We start from the raw sequence: 20,261 nt of genomic DNA on the forward strand, positions 1-20,261 counted from the left end.
CGCTCAAAGCAACCCCAGCCGTTAGCAACTTGTCTGTTCCACAGCTTGTTCCCTAGCTTCCCTGCCCATGCAACTCCCTTACTATCCCGACGCTGCGGTACTGGTGCTACGGCTTTTTCTGGGCGGAGTGCTGGTGTATGGCGTGATTGATAATATGGTTAGCGCCGAGCGAATGGTGGAGTTCGAGAAGTTTCTGGCGCAACACCAATTTCCCCTGCCACCGGTGGCTGCTCGGCTGTCGGTGTATGCCCAATTCATTTGTGGGTTGCTTATTGGTCTGGGGTGGCTTACCCGGGCAGCGGCGCTCCTGATGATTGTCAACTTTTTGGTTGCCTTGGTAATGGTGCACTGGGGCCTGCCTTTCTCTCAGAATATTGCCCCGCTTGCCATGCTGATGGGCAGCGTTTCGTTGGCGCTCGGTGGTCCTGGACGTTACTCCGTGGCCGCTCGCCATCATGTGCCATGAGAGGCTACTTTTTGAGCCATTAGGCATCTTCTGTCTCCATGATAGCTGACTAAGTTTCTGCAGCGGTTAACTTATGAGTAGGATGGCGCTTGCAAAGGTTATAATAAGGCATAAGGAAGGGCGAGAAGAAAGTGGACTGTAGGTATCAGCAGCCGTCAAAACTCACTGTTTTTTAATTAGATAGTCAGCCATATTTTCGGGGAAATACAAAACAATAGCTATGTTTGAGTAACCGCATTTTGCAGCGAATTGCAGCGGCTGGTTTTATTGTTCTGCTATCAGCTCTATAAGCTTATTTAACCATGCAAAAGCCCTCAAACGCTTTCATTGCCGCCTCCTGGATTGCGCTGCTGGCGGGCATCGTGGCATTCAACGTCGGCCTGTGGAACGCCGATATGATGCTGAATGAGAAAGGGTACTACTTTACCGTGCTGATGTACGGGCTGTTTTCCGTTATCTCTCTACAGAAGTCGGTGCGCGACCAGCTGGAGGGCATTCCCGTTACCAATCTCTACTATGGTCTTAGCTGGTTTTCTACCCTGCTTACCATATCGCTGCTCATCATCGGACTGTGGAATGCCAGCCTCACCCTGAGCGAAAAAGGCTTCTATGCCATGTCCTTTCTGCTAAGCTTATTCGCGGCCATCGCCGTACAAAAGAACACCCGCGACAGCCGCAACAGCGGCGCGCCCCTATAGCTCAACTAGCATCAAGCCTGGGGGCTTTTTTGCTTTTCTCGCAGTCGCTCAACTGCGTGCAGCGAGCCAGTAACTACCCCGTACTCTTACCGCACCTTTCATTTCAAGTATGCGTAGCCAGCGGCCCGTTCGTAGCTTAAGCTACAGCGGGCCGCACTCATTTTGAAGGAAGTGCTTGCTGAAACTGACTATGAAAATAGCCTTACTGACCCTCGGAACCCGCGGCGATGTGCAGCCTTTTGCGGTACTCGGAAAAGCTCTCCAGCAGCGTGGCCACGCGGTAACACTTTGCACGGCCCAGAATTTCGCGACCCTCATTGCTTCTTATGGTCTCAGCTTCGAGCCCGTGGAGGCTGACTATCAAGCGCTGCTGGATTCGGAGGAAGGTAAAAAGATCATGAAGGCCAACCCGCTGGCTGTTCGCCGCAACCTCGCTACGTGGGTGTACCCGCTGGTAGAGCACTCTTTGCGGCAATTTTATGCGCTGGCTAAGCAAAACGACAAGGTAATATACCATGTCAAAACGTTGGCCGATATGTTCGCGGATCAGTTTCCGGAGCGTATGATACGGGCCATGCCGGTGCCCGCCGTACAGCCGACGGCCGCATTCCCGAATCCAGCCTTCAGCGGGCTTTCTATTCCCAAGTTGCTCAACACCTGGAGCTACCGGCTGACGCAATGGAGCCTGAAGATGCTCTCGAAGCCGATTGGGCGGTTTCGGGTGGCGCACGGGCTCCCCAAAGCCTACGCTAGCCTCGACACGCCTTTTCTGTACGGCATCAGCCCCGCTTTTCTGCCCCAGCCTAGCGATTATCCGGCGGGCAGTCTGTTTACGGGGTTTTGGTTTGATAACTCAACAGAGGAGCTAAGCTCCGAGCTTCTGGAGTTTCTGCAAGCTGGCCCGCCCCCACTGCTGCTTACGTTTGGCAGTATGCCGTTTCAAAGCCGTTTTGATTTACCCGCGGCTTTGCAAGAGTTGGCTACGAGTACCCGAATCGTAGTTGTCAAAGGCTGGGGACTTAAAGAAGTGGAGAGACTGGAAAGCCATCCCAATATAAAAGTCATCGACGCGGCGCCGTACGATAAGCTGTTTGCGTGGGTGCGGGCCGTCATTCATCACGGTGGCATTGGTACCACCGCTGAGTGTCTGCGCGCCGGCAAGCCCATGTTTATTTGCCCGGTGCTTCATCCCGTAGGCGACCAGTATTTCTGGGGCCAACAAGCTCACCACAAAGGGATTGGGGTGCGACCGGTGCCGCTGGCAAAGCTATCGAAAGAGCAATTTTTGGCCGGTGCTCATGAGCTTCTGCACAATGCGAGCCTGCACACAGCCAGCCAACAATTGGCCGAAAAAATACGCCAGGAAAATGGTCTGCAAGTAGCCATTGCTGCCATCGAGACGGGGCGTTTTTAACCAACGAACCCAGGCGAAGCGGACTTGCTTGTTGCTGGGGGGCAAATTTGGACGTAGCGCCTCCCCGGCTTCTAGCGTATCTTTGTGGCCTGCCCGGTGTTCGCGGCACTGGCTGGCCGTTTCTGCGCTGGCGTCTTTTCCATCCCTTTACTTTGCTTGCCATGTCTACCCGCCTCAACAAATACATCAGCGAAAGCGGCGTCTGCTCCCGGCGCGAAGCCGACAAATTTATCGAGCAGGGCAGTGTGTTTGTGAACGGCAAGCGGGCTAACATCGGCGACCAGGTGACCGAGAAAGACCGCGTGGTGGTGAACGGCAACCTGATTGAGCCCCGCGCCCCCGAAGACGCGATTTATATTGCCTTCAATAAGCCCCCCGGCATCACCAGCACCACCGAAACCAGCGTCAAGGACAACATCATCCGCTACATCAAGCACAGCGAGCGGATTTTCCCCATCGGTCGCCTCGATAAGGATTCCCAGGGCCTGATTCTGCTGACCAGCAATGGCGACATCGTCAACAAGATTCTGCGGGCCGGCAACAAGCACGAGAAGGAATACATCGTGATGGTGGATAAGCCCATTACCGACAGCTTCATCGAAGGCATGCGCGGCGGGGTACCCATCATGGGCATCATGACCCAGAAATGTGAGGTCAAGAAGGAAACTAATTACATCTTCCGCATCACGCTCATTCAGGGCATGAACCGCCAGATCAGGAAGATGTGCGAGCATTTCGGCTACGAAGTAGTGCAACTCGAGCGCATTCGGGTGATGAATATCACGCTCAAAGGCCTCGGCGTAGGCGACTGGCGCGAGCTGACGGAGAAGGAGTTGGAGGGTATTATGAAGATGACCGAAACCTCTTCCGGCACCAAGGAAGCTTCTCTGCCGAAGCGCCGCGTAGGGCCACCCACTACCACCTGGAGCAGCCGCCCGGCTCGTTTCATGGAGGAAGGGGAAGAAAAGCCTAGCCGCAAACCCGCTGGGGCCGGTGCAAAGCCATCCACGCGCACCGCCCCAGGCACTGCCAAGCCAGTGCGCAAAGCCACCACAGGCAAGCCTAAGCCAGCAGGCGCAGCCGGCGCTTTTGGTGCAGAAAAGCCCCCCAAAAAGCCCGGACGCCCTACTACCGCCGGCTCCAAACGCAAGCCCGCCGCGAAGACCTTGAACCGCGCGCCCAAAGGCAACGCTGGCCGCCGGGGCAGCAGCCGGTAACAAGTGTCTAGTCACGATAGCGTTGTAGGGACGCAATATCTTGCGTTTAATCGTTGCTGAGGTTGCAATGACTGAATCGTATGGTTCTGATCGCTCAACGACCGCAACGATTAGACGCAAGATATTGCGTCTCTACAATTGAGAATCAGGATATGCTTACTGAACGTGAGAAAATGCTGGCTGGCGAGCTATACCAAGCCAACGACCCAGAACTAGTAGCCGCCCGCCAGCGCGCTAAAGCCTTATGTCACCGCTACAATCAGCAGCCCTTGGAACTGGACCGCGCCGTGCTGGCCGAGCTGCTGGGCTACGAAACGGACGCTTATATCGAGGCTCCCTTACGCTGCGACTACGGCTTTAACATTCACTTGGGGCAAAATTTCTACGCCAACTACAACCTCACCATTCTCGACTGCGCGCCGGTGCATATCGGCGACAATGTGTTTGTGGCGCCGAATGTAGTGCTGAGCACGGCGGGGCATCCGGTGGAAGCTGGTCCGCGCGTGGCTGGGTGGGAGTTTGCTCATCCTATCACTATCGGCGATAGTGTATGGCTGGGCGCGGGTGTCATTGTGCTGCCCGGCGTGACGATTGGCGCGGGCACCACCATCGGGGCCGGCAGCGTCGTGACGCGGAATATTGCGCCTAATTCCGTGGCCGTGGGTAATCCGTGCCGCGTGATTCGGGCAGCTTCTTAGAAGGCGATGGTAGCGCGCTTTAGCGCTTAGTAAGCTGTGCAGAGCTTGTGCATTAATGGCGCAAATACTATATTTCATAGATATTATAGCATTACTAAGCCCATGTCTGCCACCTTCCTCGACCCTAGCGCCCACGCTGCTCTAGTTGCCCGCCTGCAGGCGTTAACGCCCCTCAACCAGCGGCAATGGGGAAAGATGACGGCCGGGCAAATGGTGGTGCACTGCGCCGACCAGCTGCGGGTAAGTCGGGGGGAAAAGGCGGTTACCTCTATGCGGATACCCGGCTTTCTAAAGCCGTTGGTTAAGTGGTTTTTCGTCACGCGCCTAAAGGAGTTTAAGCCCAACATGCAGACTCTAAAAGAGCTGGACTCGCAGGCGGGCATGACGCCTACTACCACCTTTGAGGCCGACCGCCAGCAGCTGCTTGCTCTGCTCAACCCAGCTCAATATGGGCCGGCCGGCGTAGAGCATCCGGTATTTGGGCACTTGTCGCGGGAAGAATTTGGGCAGGTTACGTGGAAGCATCTTGATCACCACCTGCGCCAGTTTGGCGTGTAGCATAGGTGAAGATGCAGGCCCAGCACAAAGAGCAAAATACGGTATCTGGCTGAGGCTGGGAGGCATATTTGATTGCGAGGCCTTCGCTCACGCTACTTCAACCGGCAAATCCTTACCGCAACTCACTTTCCTCCTTATCTTGCGGTGCGCCCAGGTGCCTTCGTGGCCTTGATAAACCGCTTTTTTGCTTTCCGCAACCCTCAACCCACCCTCTTGATGCTCCGCACCGACTGGACCCTCGACGAAGTAAAAGCCCTGTACCACCAGCCCGTGCTGGAACTCGTGACCCAGGCCGCCGCCGTACATCAGGCCCACCAGGCCACTGGCGAAGTACAGGTATGCACCCTGCTCTCAGTAAAAACCGGGGGCTGCCCCGAAGACTGCTCCTATTGCCCCCAAGCAGCCCGCTACCATACCGGTGTGGAAGTGCACGCGCTGCTAAAGGATGAAGTGGTGCTAGATGCGGCCCGCCGTGCTAAAGACTCAGGCAGTACACGCTTTTGCATGGGCGCCGCCTGGCGCGAAGTGCGCGACAACCGCGACTTCGACCGCGTACTAGGCATGGTAACCCAAGTAAACGATATGGGCCTGGAAGTGTGCTGCACCCTGGGCATGATCAACGAGTACCAGGCCGAGCGCCTCAAGCAAGCCGGCCTCTACGCTTACAACCATAACCTGGACACCAGCGCCGAGCACTACTCCGAAATCATCACCACCCGCACCTACGACGACCGCCTGAATACGCTCGAAAACGTGCGTCAGGCGGGTATTTCGGTGTGCTCGGGGGGCATTATTGGCCTCGGCGAAACCGATGAAGACCGCATTGCCATGTTGCACACCCTGGCCACCCTGCCCGCCCACCCCGAGTCAGTGCCGGTGAATGCGCTGGTGCCCGTGGCTGGCACTCCCCTGGCCGAACAGCCCCGCGTAAGTGTGTGGGAAATGCTGCGTATGATTGCCACCGCCCGCATCCTGATGCCCCGCACTATGGTGCGCCTCTCGGCTGGTCGTCAGGAAATGCCGGTGAGCGAGCAGGCGCTGTGCTTTTTAGCTGGTGCTAACTCTATCTTCTCCGGCGAGAAGCTATTGACCACGCCCAACCCCGATTTCGATGCCGACAAGCAAATGTTTGCCACGCTGGGCCTGAAGCCACGCAAGTCGTTCAAGGACATGCCGCAGGGCGCTACGGTGTTGGCGAAGGCTTCGGTTGAGGCATAGAAACCAAGATAAAAACTAGAAAGCTAGGACAGCTAGCTCCCCTCCTCAGCTGAGGAGGGGCTGGGGGTGGTTGGCAATCGTTGCACGATATCTAGATCTAGTTTTTAGTTCTAACATCGTTCTGCCGTCATCAACCACCCCCAGCCCCTCCTCAGCTGAGGAGGGGAGCTAGCTGTCCTAGCTTTCTGGCTTTTAGGATTGTGGCCTCCTTGCGTCACGCTAGCTAGCAACATGTCTTCTTCCCCCCTACTACATCGCCTAACCCAGCAGCTAGCCCAGCGCGAGGCGGCTGGCACTCGTCGCCACCTGACGCTAGCGGAACCGGGTCGGATAGACTTTAGCTCGAACGATTACCTTGGCTTGGCTCGCAGCGGTGCTTTGCAGCAGGCTTTAGCCGAAAAAAGCCCCCCAGCCGCCGGCAGCACCGGCTCCCGCTTGCTCACCGGCAACTCTGCCGCCGCCGAAGCACTGGAAGCGCACCTAGCCGATTTCCACCGTGCGGAGGCAGCGCTACTGTTCAACTCTGGCTACGCCGCCAACCTGGGCTTTTTTGCCGCCGTGCCCCGCCGCGGCGACACCATATTTTACGACGAAGCCAGCCACGCCTCCGTCAAGGACGGCATCCGGGGCAGCTTCGCCACGGCCTACAGCTTCCGCCACAATGATTTGGCGGACCTAGAGCGGCGGCTGAGTCGGGCGACGGGGGCCGTTTTTGTGGCCGTGGAGGCGCTATACTCCATGGATGGCGACCAGGCACCGCTGCGCGAACTGGCGGCATTTTGTCAGCAGCGCGGCTTGTACTTGATTGTTGATGAGGCGCACACCAACGGCATTTACGGTCCGCGGGGGGAAGGTTTGGTAGTGGAATTAGGGTTGAAAGAGCAGGTATTTGCCCGCATTCTCACCTTTGGCAAAGCCCTGGGCAGTCAGGGGGCAGTTATTGCCGGGCCGCAGGTGCTGCGCGAGTATCTGCTGAATTTCAGTCGGCCGTTTATTTACACCACTGCGCTACCGCCGCTGGCTATAGCCACGTTGACCGCAGCATACCAGATGCTACCGTATATGCAGCAGGAGCGGCAGCGGCTTTTTGCCCTTTCTGACTTGCTGAAAACAACGCTCAACGCGGTGCCTGGCTTGCATGTGCCAGAGACAAGTCACGTCATTCACCCCGTATTCTTCACTGCTTCTCCCGGACCGGCCCACGTACGCGCCGTAGCGTCTGCCGCTCAGCAAGCTGGCTTTGACGTGCGCCCCATCGTAGCTCCTACTGTTCCTGCGGGTACTGAGCGGCTGCGGCTTATTGTGCACAGCTATAATACTGAGGCGGAAATTGAGGAACTAGCGGCGACACTGGGGCGAATTGGTTAAGGATTTATCTCAGCACTCTCCCAAACGCTAAGGCCGTTCATCCGACGTGAAGTATACTTTGGCAGTTGAAGAATTTAGCTTGTTCTTAATTGCATCCCGCAACTATTTATATTGCTGCCGCGGTCCAGAAGCTACGGTCTTTTGCCATAATGCAGAAGTGTTTAACAAGGTAGATTTTATTGACTGTAAGTCAATAAATTAGCCGTAAACAGATAAAACAGGAAGCATACTTAGCATAACACTTCATGGATAAGAAAATGCTTTTTAAGGCTAGGCTGTATTTTACAGGGCTAATTACGCTTGCTATATGGTCACTATTAATTTGGGGGCATTATCATGGAGGCGTACCCAGCCATCACATATTGGCCCGTGCAGACATGCCCGAGATTTCTAATTGGTGGGGAGGCATTTCAATCCCCTTACTTACATGGTTTTTATTATATCGAATAGAGACTAGAATAAACAACAATTCTCATCCTTCAGCATTTTCATTAAATATTATTTATGCCTTTACCGCCGCCCTACTATTTGGCATAGTGCTTTCCATATTTTTTACTTTAGGAAATCCAAATATACCTGGCTATATGATTATTGGGGCTTTTGTACTTGCACTGTTCCTCCCAATTTACCGGGCAGAATGTTTACTTGGGTTCGTTATAGGTATGTGCTATAAGTTTGGTGGTGTGCTTCCAATTATAGCAGGATCAATAATATTGCTAATAGGAGCTGTATTATATCTCGTAGTTCGGCCGGTATTCTTATATATTGTGTCAGGTCTTATTCACGCAACCTCATCAAATAAGCATAAAGCAAATTAATTAATTCACAAACATGATTGATTTAATATTATATTAATTATTATCAATAATTATTGTTTCAAAACATTATTGTTTGTAAATAATATTACAGACTTTCTGTACGGCTAAGCGGGCAACATTTCATTTTCCGCTACTATTTTCCGTAAGCTTGTACATCTTTGTGCAACCTGTCACAAGCGCATAATTAACTTGTGCATGGTGTCAGCTAGCAATTTTCTCAAACAACCTACTTTTGGAACAACTTTTCGTCACCGGCATTGGCACCGACGTAGGTAAAACCCTGGTAGCCGCCATTCTCACCGAAGCCCTGCAAGCCGACTACTGGAAGCCTGTGCAGGCTGGCCTCACTCCCACCACCGACACCGCCACGGTGCGGGCCTTGGTAAGCAATCCGGTTTCCCAGTTTCATCCCGAAGCGTACCGCCTACAGATGCCTGCCTCGCCCCACGCAGCGGCAGCGGCCGAAAATATCCGCATTCAGCCCGAGCTGTTTGTATTGCCTCGCACTTCCAATAATCTGATCGTGGAAGGCGCTGGGGGGCTTTTTGTGCCGTTGGCGCCGGGCTTTTTGTTAGTCGATTTGTTGGCACAATTGCAGCTGGCTACAGTGGTAGTGTCCCGCAATTATTTGGGTAGCATCAATCACACATTGCTTACGTTGGAAGCTCTGCAGACGCGTGGGTTGCCTATTCGGGGATTGGTGTTTAATGGGGAATCAACCCCGGCCACGGAGGAGTTTATTTTGCAGCACTCCGGCGTTCCGGTGTTGCCACGATTGAACCCGGAGCCAGAGATAGATGCGGCCATGGTGAGCCGCTACGCGACAGAGTTCCGCGCTTGGTTTGCGGAAAAGTAGCTCTTCCACGAGTGGCGCCCTCCCTTACCTTTGCGCCATGTCTACCTTAGCCGCCCGCGACCACGCCGTACTCTGGCACCCTTATACCCAAATGCAAACCGCGCCCCTGCCCATTCCTATTGTGCGGGGGGAGGGCGCGTGGCTGTTCGCAGAAGATGGTACTGCTTACCTCGATGGAATTTCCTCGTGGTGGGTAAACCTGCACGGCCATGCCCACCCGCGCATTGCGGCCCGCGTAGCCCAGCAGCTCCAGACGCTGGAGCATGTGCTGTTTGCTGGCTTCACCCATCCCCCCGCCGTGGAGTTGGCCGAAGGCTTATTGGAGATTTTGCCCCCCAATCAGCGCCGCATCTTCTACTCCGACAACGGCTCGACAGCCGTGGAGGTGGCCTTGAAGATGGCCCTCCAATATCACCACAATCACGGTCAGCCGCGGCGTACCATCGTGGCCTTCCGCGACAGCTACCACGGCGATACTTTCGGGGCCATGGCCGTGAGCAGCCGGGGGGCATTTACGGCTCCCTTTGCACCTTTGCTCTTCGATGTAGCTTTTATCGACGTGCCAGTGCCGGGCCGCGAGGCCGAAGTGCTGGCTCAGCTGGAAGCCGTAGCGGCCCAAGGCGATGTGGCTGCTTTCATTTTTGAGCCACTGCTGCTGGGTACGGCAGGTATGATTACGTACACGCCCGAGGTGCTTGACCAGCTGATTCAGTGCTGCCATCGGCACGGTATTCTGGCAATCGCCGACGAGGTAATGACCGGCTTCGGGCGCACCGGCCGATTCTTCGCCTGCGACTACCTTATGGAAAGACCCGACATGGTGTGCTTATCCAAGGGGCTCACCGGAGGTACCATGGCGCTAGGCGTCACGAGTAGCACGGGGCCGGTGTACGAGGCGTTTTTGAGTGACGATAAGATGAAGACTTTCTTTCACGGTCACTCTTACACGGCCAATCCGGTGGCGTGCGCGGCGGGGCTGGCTAGCTTGGAACTGCTGCGCGAGCCGGCTTGCACTGCGGATTTAGCGCGCATCTCGGCGGCGCACCAAGCATTTGCGGCGGAGATGACAGGCCAATCTGGCGTGCGCGCGGTGCGGGTCCTGGGCACTGTAGTAGTCGTAGAATTTGAGGAGCAAGCCACTACGTCTTACTTCAGCAGCCTCCGCGACGAGCTGTACCAGCTAGCCCTACAGCGCCGCGTGATTCTGCGACCCTTGGGCAACATTATTTACATCATGCCACCCTACTGCACCACCGATGCCGAGCTAAGCCTGCTCTACGACGCGGTGCGCGCTATGCGTGAGTTAGTAGAAGCGCGGACTGCTTTAGCTTAGCATTCGACCGGAGTAGTTATTGATTTGATCTATCCGTGCGTCATGCAGAGCAGAGCGAAGCATCTCGCGTGTTTACTAGGATTAGTAATCAGACATCAGCACGCGAGATGCTTCGGCTCCGCCTCTGCATGACGGGCAGCCTAGAAGACCTGCCCACTAAGGCTGATTCAATCTACCGGGCGTAGCTTGCGGCCCGATTGAGCTTACTTCAACTAATGTCAGACGACAACCTGATTCTGATTCGTGGCCGGGGAAGCGTATCCACGCTGGGGCTGGGGGGCAATTTTGTGGATCAATTGCCACAATCCGCCTTCGCAAGCCGACAAACTGGCTCGCGTACCCTACCTGTTGGCAGTGTGCCCGCCGAAGCGGAAGAAGCGATAAGTGGTTTGCGCCACGCACACGCCCCTTTCCGCCAGCTCGACCGCACGGTGCTATTAGCGTTGCTCGCCGCCCGCCAGGCCACGGCGCAGGCGGGCTGGGCAGCAGCTCAACAGGCCAGCTTGGGAGTCAGTATTGGCTCCTCGCGGGGCGCTACGGGCCGGCTGGAGCAGTTTCACGCCGATTTTCTGGCCGATGGCGTCGTAGCTGCGGCTGCCTCGCCCCTTACGACGCTGGGCAATGTTGCCAGCTGGGTTGCTTACGATGCGGGCGCTATTGGCGGGGCGGCGCTCAGCCATTCCAGCACTTGTAGCAGCGCTTTTCAGGCATTGGGCAACGCGGTAGCGTGGCTGCGCGCCGGCCTTGCCGATCGGTTTCTGGCCGGCGGCGCGGAGGCTCCCCTCACTGATTTCACGTTGGCGCAGATGCACGCCTTAGGCATCTATTCCACTTTTGCCCCCCACGCCTGGCCTTGCCGCCCTGGCGGCGGCGCGCCTTCCACGTTTGTGCTGGGTGAAGGAGCAGCCGTTTTTGCCTTGGAACGCGCCAGTCGGGCGGCTCTCACAGCCGAGCGCGCAATGGGCATTTCAGTGCCTTATTTCCAGCTCGAAAGTGTAGGCTTTGGCTTCGAGTCAATTCCGAGCAAAACGGGCCTTTCATCCAACGGGCAGCACTTCCAGACAGCTATGCATCAAGCCCTGAGGCAAGCAAATTGCCCCCCAGAAGCTGTGGATGCGCTGGTGTTGCACAGCCCCGGCACCCCCGCCGGCGACGCGACCGAGCGCCGGGCAGTAGAGGCGGTTTTTGGAATAGAAAATGCTCCCCAACTCGTTTCCAATAAATGGCTGGTGGGCCATACGCTCGGTGCATCGGCCGCGCTGAGTCTGGAGTTTGCATTGCAGCTTCTCACTTACCAAACTTGGCCGACACCGTCATTTGCTACTTACCTCTGCTCAGCCCCCAACCCGAACCGCCCGGTTCGGCGGGTAATGGTGAATGCAGCCGGCTTTGGCGGTAATGCAGCTAGCGCGCTGGTCTCGTTGGTGTAAGGGTAATTACTGAGTTTAGAATCCCAAGTCAGTTGTCATGCAGAGCACAGCGAAGCATCTCGCGTGTGGTCGTTGAGTTTGTAAACTAGCTGAATAGGCGGTCATGCTGAATATGGTCTCCGTTTGTCAAAGCATCTCTTCCGCCTCCACTGTCATCCTGATGAAGGCAAGATGACAGTGGAGGCATCATTAGCATGCGAGGTGCTTTGCTGCACACCGTATGACTGGCGCTTTTGATTCCACCGATTAATTCCGCCTTACCCCGTATTTTACATCACCAAAACATCGTTTTTATCGCGCCTTCGCTCACCAAATCTCTCCAAAATGCCCCCCAAGACGTTCCTTCGCTCTGCTCTCCTGCTCGCCGCGGTCGCTAGCTTCACCAGTCTGCGCGCCCAGAATGCCCCCCCATCTACCCCGGACCCCGCAATAAAGCAGATGGTAGAAGCCATTTCGGCCAAAACGCTGGAGGAGGATATCCGCAAGATGGTTTCCTTCGGTACTCGCCACACGCTGAGCGACACCAAGAGCAAAAAGCGCGGTATCGGGGCGGCGCGCAACTGGGTAGAGGCGGAGTTTAAAAAATACGCCAAAGCCAGCGGTGGCCGCATGAAAGTGGAGCAGGACACGTTCACGGTGAAGCCCGACGGCCGGCGCATCGATAAGCCCGTAGTGATGGCCAACGTGATGGCCACGCTGCAAGGCACCGACCCCAACGACAAGCGCATCATCATCGTCAGCGGCCACCTCGACTCACGCGTGACCGACGTAATGAACGCTACTGCCGATGCGCCCGGCGCCAACGACGACGCCTCGGGCGTGGCTTTGGTGATGGAAATGGCGCGCATAATGGCTCCAAAGCAGTTTCCGTGTACCCTCATTTTTGTAGCTGTACAAGGCGAAGAGCAGGGCCTCTACGGCTCGACGCACATGGCCAAGCGCGCCAAAGCCGAAGGCTGGAACATCGTTGGGATGCTCAACAACGACATCGTGGGCAACTCCACTGGCTTCGATCCTGAAATTAAAGACCCTAAGCACGTGCGCATTTTCAGCGAGGGTGTGCCGGCCAACGAAACTGAAGAGCAGGCCAAAGTACGCCGCCAGTTGAGCAGCGAAAACGACTCGCCCAGCCGTCAGCTGGCCCGCTATATCAAAACCACCTGCGAGCAGTATGTGAATGACTTCGGCGTGCTCATAGAGTACCGCCCCGACCGTTTTCTGCGCGGCGGCGACCACACGCCCTTCAATCAGCAAGGCTTTACGGCCGTGCGCTTCACGGAAGTAAACGAGAACTTCAACCATCAGCACCAGGACCTGCGCACCGAAAACGGCATTGAGTACGGCGACAAGCCCGAGTTCGTGGACTACGAATACCTGCGCAAAAACACCGGCGTAAACCTGGCTACGATGGCTAGTCTGGCCTGGGCGCCCGCTGCCCCCCAAAACGTAGGCGTGCTCACCGCCAACCTTACCAACCGCACCCAGCTCAAATGGGACGCGCCCGCCGCCGGCGAAAAACCGGCTGGCTACTACGTGCTCATGCGCGAAACGAGCAGCCCCGTGTGGCAGCAGAAGTTCTTCGTAACCGGCACCACCGCCGATTTGCCCCACAGCAAGGACAACTTCATTTTCGCCGTGGCTTCCGTTGATGCTGAGGGCCACGAGAGCCTGCCCGTTACACCGAAGGTCGTGCGGTAACTAGTTCTCTTGATTGCTTAATACATCAAGCCATCGGCTACTCCATAGTAAATAAAAAGCCCCCCATACTCGTGTTGGGGGGCTTTTCTATGCTTGCTGCTTTTATAGGTAACTTGAATTTGGCAGTTTGAAACGAGATTGGCTTCGAAGAACATCTAGCTACCTATCAATCCACTCAGCTCAGTATCTTACAGCTATGCTCTACCGTGAAGCTCAAGTTGCTGATATTCCGCAGTACATGGCCGTGCGCATGGCGGTCAAGGAAAATCAGCTTTCCAACCCTGATCGAGTAACGGAACAAGACAACATCGATTACCTCACGCGGCGCGGCAAAGGCTGGGTGTGTGAGGTAGAAGGCCAGATTGTAGGGTTCGCTATTGCCGACCTGCAAGACCATAGCATCTGGGCACTTTTCGTGCACCCCAACTACGAGCGGCAAGGCATCGGGCGGCAGCTACAGACGCTAATGCTGAACTGGTATTTCAACCAAACGCAGCATCCCGTTTGGCTAAGCACAAGTCCGGGGACGCGGGCCGAAGGATTTTACCGGCAATCGGGCTGGCGCGAAACTGGTCGAACAGCTAGTGGGGAAACTCGTTTTGAGCTGACGCTAGAAGAATGGCTTAGGCGCTCGAATCAGGTTTGAATTTCGCGGTAATAGCCTAAGCAGCTGGATCTATAGTTACCTTGTACTATGGAGACGACACAGTTATTTCAACGATGCCTACTGCTCTTCATGCTCCTACCGGGGCCTTGTGTCTTCGCGCAACGTGACGCTTCCTCTCCCGCCTTTAGCGTTGTGCCGCTAGGCGTGAAGGGTGGTCTGGATGAGGGCAACCTTTCCGCATATCTGGTGGCACCTGCGGGCTCTACTTCCTATGTGTGTCTGGATGCGGGCACCGTGTATAGCGGCGTGGAAAAAGCAGTAGCACGCAAGGTATTCGCGGGGCCGGCAGGCGAAGTAATCCGTAACCATATCAAGGCTTACCTCATCTCCCACGCTCACCTCGACCACGTGGCGGGCTTACTCCTGAATGCAACCGACGACTCGCCCAAAAGCATCTACGGTTTAGCTGATTGTCTGAAAACCATTCAAAACGACTATTTCAACTGGCGAACCTGGCCCAACTTCGGCAATAATGGCAACCCACCGGCTCTGGGTAAATACCAGCTCCGACCCCTAGTACCCAACGAGGTTAAAGCTATAGAAAACACTACCCTCAGCGTTCAGACGTTTGTGCTGAGTCATGGTAAGCCCTACCAAAGCGCCGCCTTTCTGATTCGTAGTCAGGAAAATTACTTGCTTTACCTCGGCGACACCGGCGCCGATGCCATCGAAAAAGCTCCCCAGCTGCGCAACTTATGGCAAGCCATTCAGCCCCTGGTGAAAGCCGGTCAGCTGAAGGCCATTTTCATCGAGGCTTCCTACGCCAATGCCCAGCCCCCAGCGCAGTTGTTTGGGCACCTTACCCCGGCTTTGCTCATGCAGGAAATGGCCGCGCTAAGTCAGCTCACGGGCTCGGAGGCTTTGCGCGGGTTGCCGGTCGTTATTACCCATATCAAGCCCACGGCTGGCAATGAAGCTGCCATCAAAAAGCAGCTTACCGAAGCAAATAAATTGAGCCTGAAATTAGTGTTTCCGGAGCAAGGAAAATTGCTCCAAATTTAACTTGTGAACAGGTAGCACACTTTGTCAAGTAGGCGAACTGCTTATTTACAATCACTTGAATTATGAATAGCATAAGCACTGTAATTACCCGCATTTGGCACGGTACTACCCACGCCCATCATGCCAATGAGTACCTGCAGTATCTGGAAGCGTCCGGCCTTGCCGACTACAAGAAAACGCCCGGCAACTTAGGCGTGCAAGTGCTGCGCAGCATGGAGGGCGATGTCTGCCATTTCTGGACCGTAACCCGCTGGGACAGCTACGACAGCATCAAACAATTTGCCGGCGACGACTACGAAAAAGCCCGCTATTACCCCGATGATGCGCGCTACTTGCTAGAGTTCGAGGCAAACGTTACGCACTGCGAGACCTTCGATTTTTAGGCAACTGCCGTCCATAGCATTTGATTTCGCTTATTGCTTACCATTACTTCCTTACTAACTGTTCCAGCTGCTTGTGAAAAAATATTTACTCCTAGCAATCATATGGTTACCTCTCCAAGCGCCGTCCCAAACGCTGGGTACGAACACCCCCAATCACGACTATAAGGTTGCTGTTGGTGTATTAGGCACTTACCAGGCTATTGGCTTGCAGTCGGAATTTAGATTTTCCAACCAGTTTGCAATGAAGGCAATAGGTGCGCTGACCTTCGACGACAAGCGCAGGGCGGGAGAACACGGTGGGGCCGGCATTGGCCTGCTTACTTACTACATACCCACAAACAATCAACTTATTGAGCCCGTTGTGGGCGTGGGGGGCATTTATTCGTGGTATCACTGGGGTTTGTACGGTACCAGTGGTACCATTCACGACGTAAACGTGGGCGCCGCCTTTGGCACCAATCTCCGTTTTAGTAACCACTTCCGAAGCGGGGTGAACCTATTTCTAGGTAATGGTTTCCGGGCCGAGTACGCAACAAGCGAAATGACCATTGTTGGTCGTAGGTTGCTTGTTCTTCCGACGCTGACATTAGATTTTCTGCTTTAAGCCCGCAGACCTAAATGTTAGTTGTGAGTACGCCTTTGTGGTCGCTCGGTTAAGGGTGAGTGACTGGGGGCATTTTTCAATTTACGCTCCGCTGCCACTGTTAATCCCATGACTTACAACCAAAAAGGTCTTAGAAAAATAGTCATTCTATTCTGGTCCATACTACTCATTTCGTGCAGTAAAGGAACAACAATCAGCCCTTCCACCCCGGTCATTCCCTCAGCCACGGCCGACCCGGCTCAGTACGGCACGCCCTTCACCGAAGTGCCCGATGCTGCGGATGCCACGGTGTATCAGGTGAATATGCGGGCGTTTAGTACGCAAGGCAATTTCAAGGGCGTGTTGGCTCGGCTGGATTCCATCAAAGCCCTCGGCATCAATGTGGTGTATCTGATGCCGGTGTATCCTATCGGGAAGGTAAAGGCGTTTGATTCGCCCTATGCCGTGCAAGACTACACGGCGGTGAATCCGGAGCTTGGTACGCTGGCCGATTTGCGGACCCTCGTGGACGGGGCCCACGCCCGCCGCATGGCCGTCGTGCTCGATTGGGTGGCCAACCACACCGCTTGGGACCACGCCTGGATAACGGCCCACAAGGATTGGTACCAGCAAGATGCCGCGGGCAATATCAAAAACCCGCCCCTGGGCTGGACCGATGTGGCCCAACTAAACTTCGCCAATGCCTCCATGCGGGCGGCCATGATTCAGGCCATGCGGTACTGGGTTTTTCAGGCCAACATTGATGGATACCGCATCGATTACGCCGACGGCCCAACCTATGAGTTTCTCACCGAAGCCGTCAGCAATCTGAATTCCATCAGCACCCACAAGCTGCTCCTGATTGCCGAAGGATCGGACAAGACCTACTACTTCCAGGCTGGTTTTCCGCTCCGCTATGGGTTCGATTTTCTGAACACCATGAAGGATATTTTCGCGAAACGTGCCAGCGTCAAGCTCCTCGACAATCTTAACGAGGCGAATTATGCCAACGCTCCGGCCGGCGCCCGTATGTTGCGCTACACCTCCAACCACGATATTAACAGCTCGGAAGGCACGCCGCAGGAGCTATTTAATGGTCAGCAAGGATCGATGGCAGCCTTTGTAGTGGCCGCTTATATGCGCGGTACGCCCATGATCTATAATGGTCAGGAGGTAGGATTTCCGGCCCGGCTGCCGTTTATGGGAGCGCGCCGCACGATTGACTGGTCGCTCAATTCGGCCGTGACTAAGGAGTACAAGAGCATCCTCCGCTTCCGCAACAGCAGCGACGCCGTGCGCAATGGGGCGCTTACCTCCTACAGCAGCGACGATGTATGCGCGTTCACGAAAACTGTCGATAATCAGAGAGTCTTGGTGCTGGTCAATCTTCGCAATACTGCGACGACTTATCAAGTACCCGCAAGCCTCGTCAACTCGCCTTGGCTCAGTGCCTTGAGTGGACAGCCTTTGTCCATGACCACTCAGCTTAACTTGCAGCCCTATCAGTATCTGATATTGCGCAACTAATTTCACTTATTCTGTAGCAACCATACCAGTCAAGTTCGCAATTCAAATTAACCGGATGCGATAATGTAGCTCATGAAAAAAACCGCCCTTCTGCTGCTAACTGCATGTCTGAGCATCCCGGCTCTGGCCCAAACGATTCACTCTCCAGCCAAAAAGCTCACGCTGAACTTCCAGCTCAGCCCTACAGGTAAGCCAATTTACCAACTCCGGTTCGGCACGAAGCCCGTTATAAAGCCCAGCCGCTTAGCAATTCTGCTCCAAAACCAGCCGGGCTTCGACAAGGGCTTTACCATTGCCAAAATCGACTCGTCGGCGACGGATGAGACGTGGGCGCCGGTGTGGGGCGAGGTGAAGCAGATTCGCAACCGCTACAAGGAGTTGGCAGTGACCTTGCAGCAGGCCGCGGCGAAGAATCGGCAGCTGGTGGTGCGCTTCCGTTTGTACGATGATGGGCTGGGGTTTCGCTACGAGTTTCCGGCTCAGCCAGGCTTCACCTATTTTACTGTGCAGGAGGAGAACACGGAATTCAACCTCACCGGCGACCACAAAACCTTCTGGATTCCGGGCGACTACGACTCGAACGAGTACACCTACAGCACCACCCGCCTGAGCGAGGTAAATACCACGCCCATCGAACCCATTCAGCTAAAATCGGCCCCCACGCGGGTACAGACGCCGCTGATGCTGAAGACCCAGGACGGGCTATACGTGAACATTCATGAGGCGGCGCTGGTGAATTACCCGGCCATGATGCTGGACGTAGACACCAAGGCGTTCGGCCTTACCAGCCATCTGGTGCCCTCGGCCACCGGCGCGAAGGCTTATCTGCAAGCGCCCGAGCACACGCCGTGGCGCACGATTGTAGTTAGCGACAAAGCGCCCGAGGTGCTGGCCTCAAAGCTTATTCTGAACCTGAACGAACCCAGCAAAATCACGGATACGGGCTGGATAAAGCCCCAGAAATTTGTGGGCGTGTGGTGGGAAATGCACGTGAACAAAGCCAGCTGGAACTACGCCGATACCAGCAACATCAAGCTGGCGACAACCGACTGGAGCAAGCTAAAACCCAACGGCCGCCACGGCGCCAACACAGCCAACGTAAAGCGCTACATCGACTTTGCCGCCAAGCACGGCCTGCAAAGCGTGCTGGTAGAAGGCTGGAATGTGGGCTGGGAAGACTGGGCCAACAACTGGAAAGAGGAAGTGTTCGACTTCGTGACCCCCTACCCCGACTTCGACGTGCAGGAGTTACAGCGCTACGCTGCCAGCAAGGGCGTGAAGCTAATGATGCACCACGAAACCAGCAGTTCCGTGACCAACTACGAGCGTCGCCAGGAGACCGCCTTGCGCTTCATGAAAGAGCACGGCTACGACGCCGTAAAAACCGGCTACGTGGGTCGCATCATTCCGCGCGGCGAGCACCACGACGGGCAGTGGATGGTGAACCACTACAATCGCACGGCCGCCAACATGGCCCAGCAGCAGATTATGGTGGATATGCACGAATCGGTGCGGCTAACGGGCTTGCACCGTACTTACCCCAACTGGCTAGCGTCGGAAGCTGCGCGTGGCAACGAGTTCAACGCTTGGAGTACAGGCAATCCGCCTGAGCACGAAACCATTTTGCCCTTCACCCGCCTCATGGGCGGCCCCATGGACTACACGCCGGGCATCTTCCAGATCAAGCTAGAACCTTGGAACCCCACCGCCAACAAAGGCCGCCAGGTGCACACCACGCTAGCCAAGCAGCTGGCCCTCTACGTAACGATGTACAGCCCTGTGCAAATGGCCGCCGACCTGCCCGAAGCCTACGAGCAGCACCTCGACGCGTTCCAGTTCATCAAGGACGTGCCCGTAGATTGGGACGATACCCGCATTCTGGCCGCTGAGCCCGGCGATTACATCATTACGGCCCGCAAAGCCAAGGGCAAAGACGAATGGTACCTGGGCGCCATCACCGACGAGCAGGCCCGCCGCCAGACCCTGAAGCTAGACTTTTTGCCCCCCAGCGCCCGCTACACCGCCACCATCTACGCCGACGCCAAGGATGCTGACTGGGAGAAGAATCCTATGGCTTATCAAATCCGGCAAGTGCTGGTGGACAACCGCACCCAATTGCCGCTGCAACTGGCTCCCGGAGGCGGCACGGCCATCAGCCTGAAACCCGCGACGCGGGAGGAGCTTCGGAAGCTGAAGAAGCAATAACTCATCAAAAAAGCTCCCCAAGTATCATCTGGGGGCTTTTTTGATGCGGTGCAGCTACAGAAACCTCAGTTATCAAGTGCTTATTGAAACTGACAGCCTTTGGTGCTATTGTGCTCTCTTGG

At 55.6% G+C, this 20,261-nt stretch carries 19 protein-coding genes; all 19 read left to right on the plus strand.

The window, feature by feature from the left end; all coding sequences use genetic code 11:
- Positions 1-67 precede the first annotated feature (67 nt).
- The 19 genes from ACW9KT_RS12425 (at position 68) to ACW9KT_RS12515 (ending at position 20,139) form a co-directional block, all read left to right on the plus strand.
- Entirely contained in the window at positions 68-466 is a 399-nt protein-coding gene (locus ACW9KT_RS12425) for a DoxX family protein (protein WP_457080811.1), read from the plus strand.
- Positions 467-768: 302 nt separating this feature from the next.
- Positions 769-1,164 (plus strand): inner membrane protein YiaA, encoded by a 396-nt coding sequence (gene yiaA / locus ACW9KT_RS12430; RefSeq protein ID WP_457080813.1) that lies wholly within the window; start codon positions 769-771, stop codon positions 1,162-1,164.
- Between the two features lie 190 nt (positions 1,165-1,354).
- Positions 1,355-2,578: a glycosyltransferase gene (locus ACW9KT_RS12435; RefSeq protein ID WP_457080815.1), complete on the plus strand. Its 1,224-nt coding sequence runs from the start codon at positions 1,355-1,357 to the stop codon at positions 2,576-2,578.
- A gap of 161 nt (positions 2,579-2,739) precedes the next feature.
- Positions 2,740-3,795, plus strand: coding sequence for a 23S rRNA pseudouridine(2604) synthase RluF (rluF, locus tag ACW9KT_RS12440; RefSeq protein ID WP_457080817.1), 1,056 nt, complete (start codon positions 2,740-2,742; stop codon positions 3,793-3,795).
- 152 nt (positions 3,796-3,947) lie between these two features.
- Entirely contained in the window at positions 3,948-4,493 is a 546-nt protein-coding gene (locus ACW9KT_RS12445) for a sugar O-acetyltransferase (RefSeq protein ID WP_457080819.1), read from the plus strand.
- A 102-nt stretch (positions 4,494-4,595) separates the two neighbouring features.
- Positions 4,596-5,051, plus strand: coding sequence for a DUF1569 domain-containing protein (locus ACW9KT_RS12450; RefSeq protein ID WP_457080821.1), 456 nt, complete (start codon positions 4,596-4,598; stop codon positions 5,049-5,051).
- Between the two features lie 216 nt (positions 5,052-5,267).
- Entirely contained in the window at positions 5,268-6,269 is a 1,002-nt protein-coding gene (gene bioB / locus ACW9KT_RS12455; protein WP_457080823.1) for a biotin synthase BioB, read from the plus strand.
- A 231-nt stretch (positions 6,270-6,500) separates the two neighbouring features.
- Positions 6,501-7,637 (plus strand): aminotransferase class I/II-fold pyridoxal phosphate-dependent enzyme, encoded by a 1,137-nt coding sequence (locus ACW9KT_RS12460; RefSeq protein WP_457080825.1) that lies wholly within the window; start codon positions 6,501-6,503, stop codon positions 7,635-7,637.
- A 245-nt stretch (positions 7,638-7,882) separates the two neighbouring features.
- On the plus strand, positions 7,883-8,455 hold the full coding sequence (locus ACW9KT_RS12465; protein ID WP_457080827.1) for a hypothetical protein: 573 nt from the start codon (positions 7,883-7,885) through the stop codon (positions 8,453-8,455).
- A gap of 232 nt (positions 8,456-8,687) precedes the next feature.
- Positions 8,688-9,311 (plus strand): dethiobiotin synthase, encoded by a 624-nt coding sequence (gene bioD / locus ACW9KT_RS12470; protein WP_457080829.1) that lies wholly within the window; start codon positions 8,688-8,690, stop codon positions 9,309-9,311.
- 37 nt (positions 9,312-9,348) lie between these two features.
- The gene (bioA, locus tag ACW9KT_RS12475) at positions 9,349-10,644 is read left to right on the plus strand and encodes an adenosylmethionine--8-amino-7-oxononanoate transaminase (protein ID WP_457080831.1); all 1,296 of its coding nucleotides are present in this window, start codon (positions 9,349-9,351) and stop codon (positions 10,642-10,644) included.
- Between the two features lie 215 nt (positions 10,645-10,859).
- Positions 10,860-12,074, plus strand: coding sequence for a beta-ketoacyl synthase N-terminal-like domain-containing protein (locus tag ACW9KT_RS12480; RefSeq protein WP_457080833.1), 1,215 nt, complete (start codon positions 10,860-10,862; stop codon positions 12,072-12,074).
- 324 nt (positions 12,075-12,398) lie between these two features.
- Positions 12,399-13,772, plus strand: a complete 1,374-nt coding sequence (locus ACW9KT_RS12485; RefSeq protein ID WP_457080835.1) for a M20/M25/M40 family metallo-hydrolase — start codon at positions 12,399-12,401, stop codon at positions 13,770-13,772.
- Between the two features lie 196 nt (positions 13,773-13,968).
- Positions 13,969-14,418, plus strand: a complete 450-nt coding sequence (locus ACW9KT_RS12490) for a GNAT family N-acetyltransferase (protein WP_457080837.1) — start codon at positions 13,969-13,971, stop codon at positions 14,416-14,418.
- A gap of 90 nt (positions 14,419-14,508) precedes the next feature.
- On the plus strand, positions 14,509-15,441 hold the full coding sequence (locus ACW9KT_RS12495; protein ID WP_457080838.1) for an MBL fold metallo-hydrolase: 933 nt from the start codon (positions 14,509-14,511) through the stop codon (positions 15,439-15,441).
- 62 nt (positions 15,442-15,503) lie between these two features.
- The gene (locus ACW9KT_RS12500) at positions 15,504-15,824 is read left to right on the plus strand and encodes an antibiotic biosynthesis monooxygenase family protein (RefSeq protein WP_457080840.1); all 321 of its coding nucleotides are present in this window, start codon (positions 15,504-15,506) and stop codon (positions 15,822-15,824) included.
- 241 nt (positions 15,825-16,065) lie between these two features.
- Positions 16,066-16,428, plus strand: a complete 363-nt coding sequence (locus ACW9KT_RS12505) for a hypothetical protein (RefSeq protein WP_457080842.1) — start codon at positions 16,066-16,068, stop codon at positions 16,426-16,428.
- Positions 16,429-16,536: 108 nt separating this feature from the next.
- Complete coding sequence (locus ACW9KT_RS12510) at positions 16,537-17,934, plus strand: alpha-amylase family glycosyl hydrolase (protein WP_457080844.1); 1,398 nt, start codon at positions 16,537-16,539, stop codon at positions 17,932-17,934.
- A 72-nt stretch (positions 17,935-18,006) separates the two neighbouring features.
- Positions 18,007-20,139, plus strand: coding sequence for a glycoside hydrolase family 97 protein (locus ACW9KT_RS12515; protein WP_457080846.1), 2,133 nt, complete (start codon positions 18,007-18,009; stop codon positions 20,137-20,139).
- Positions 20,140-20,261: the final 122 nt, after the last annotated feature.

Source organism: Hymenobacter sp. HD11105, from assembly GCF_054051685.1.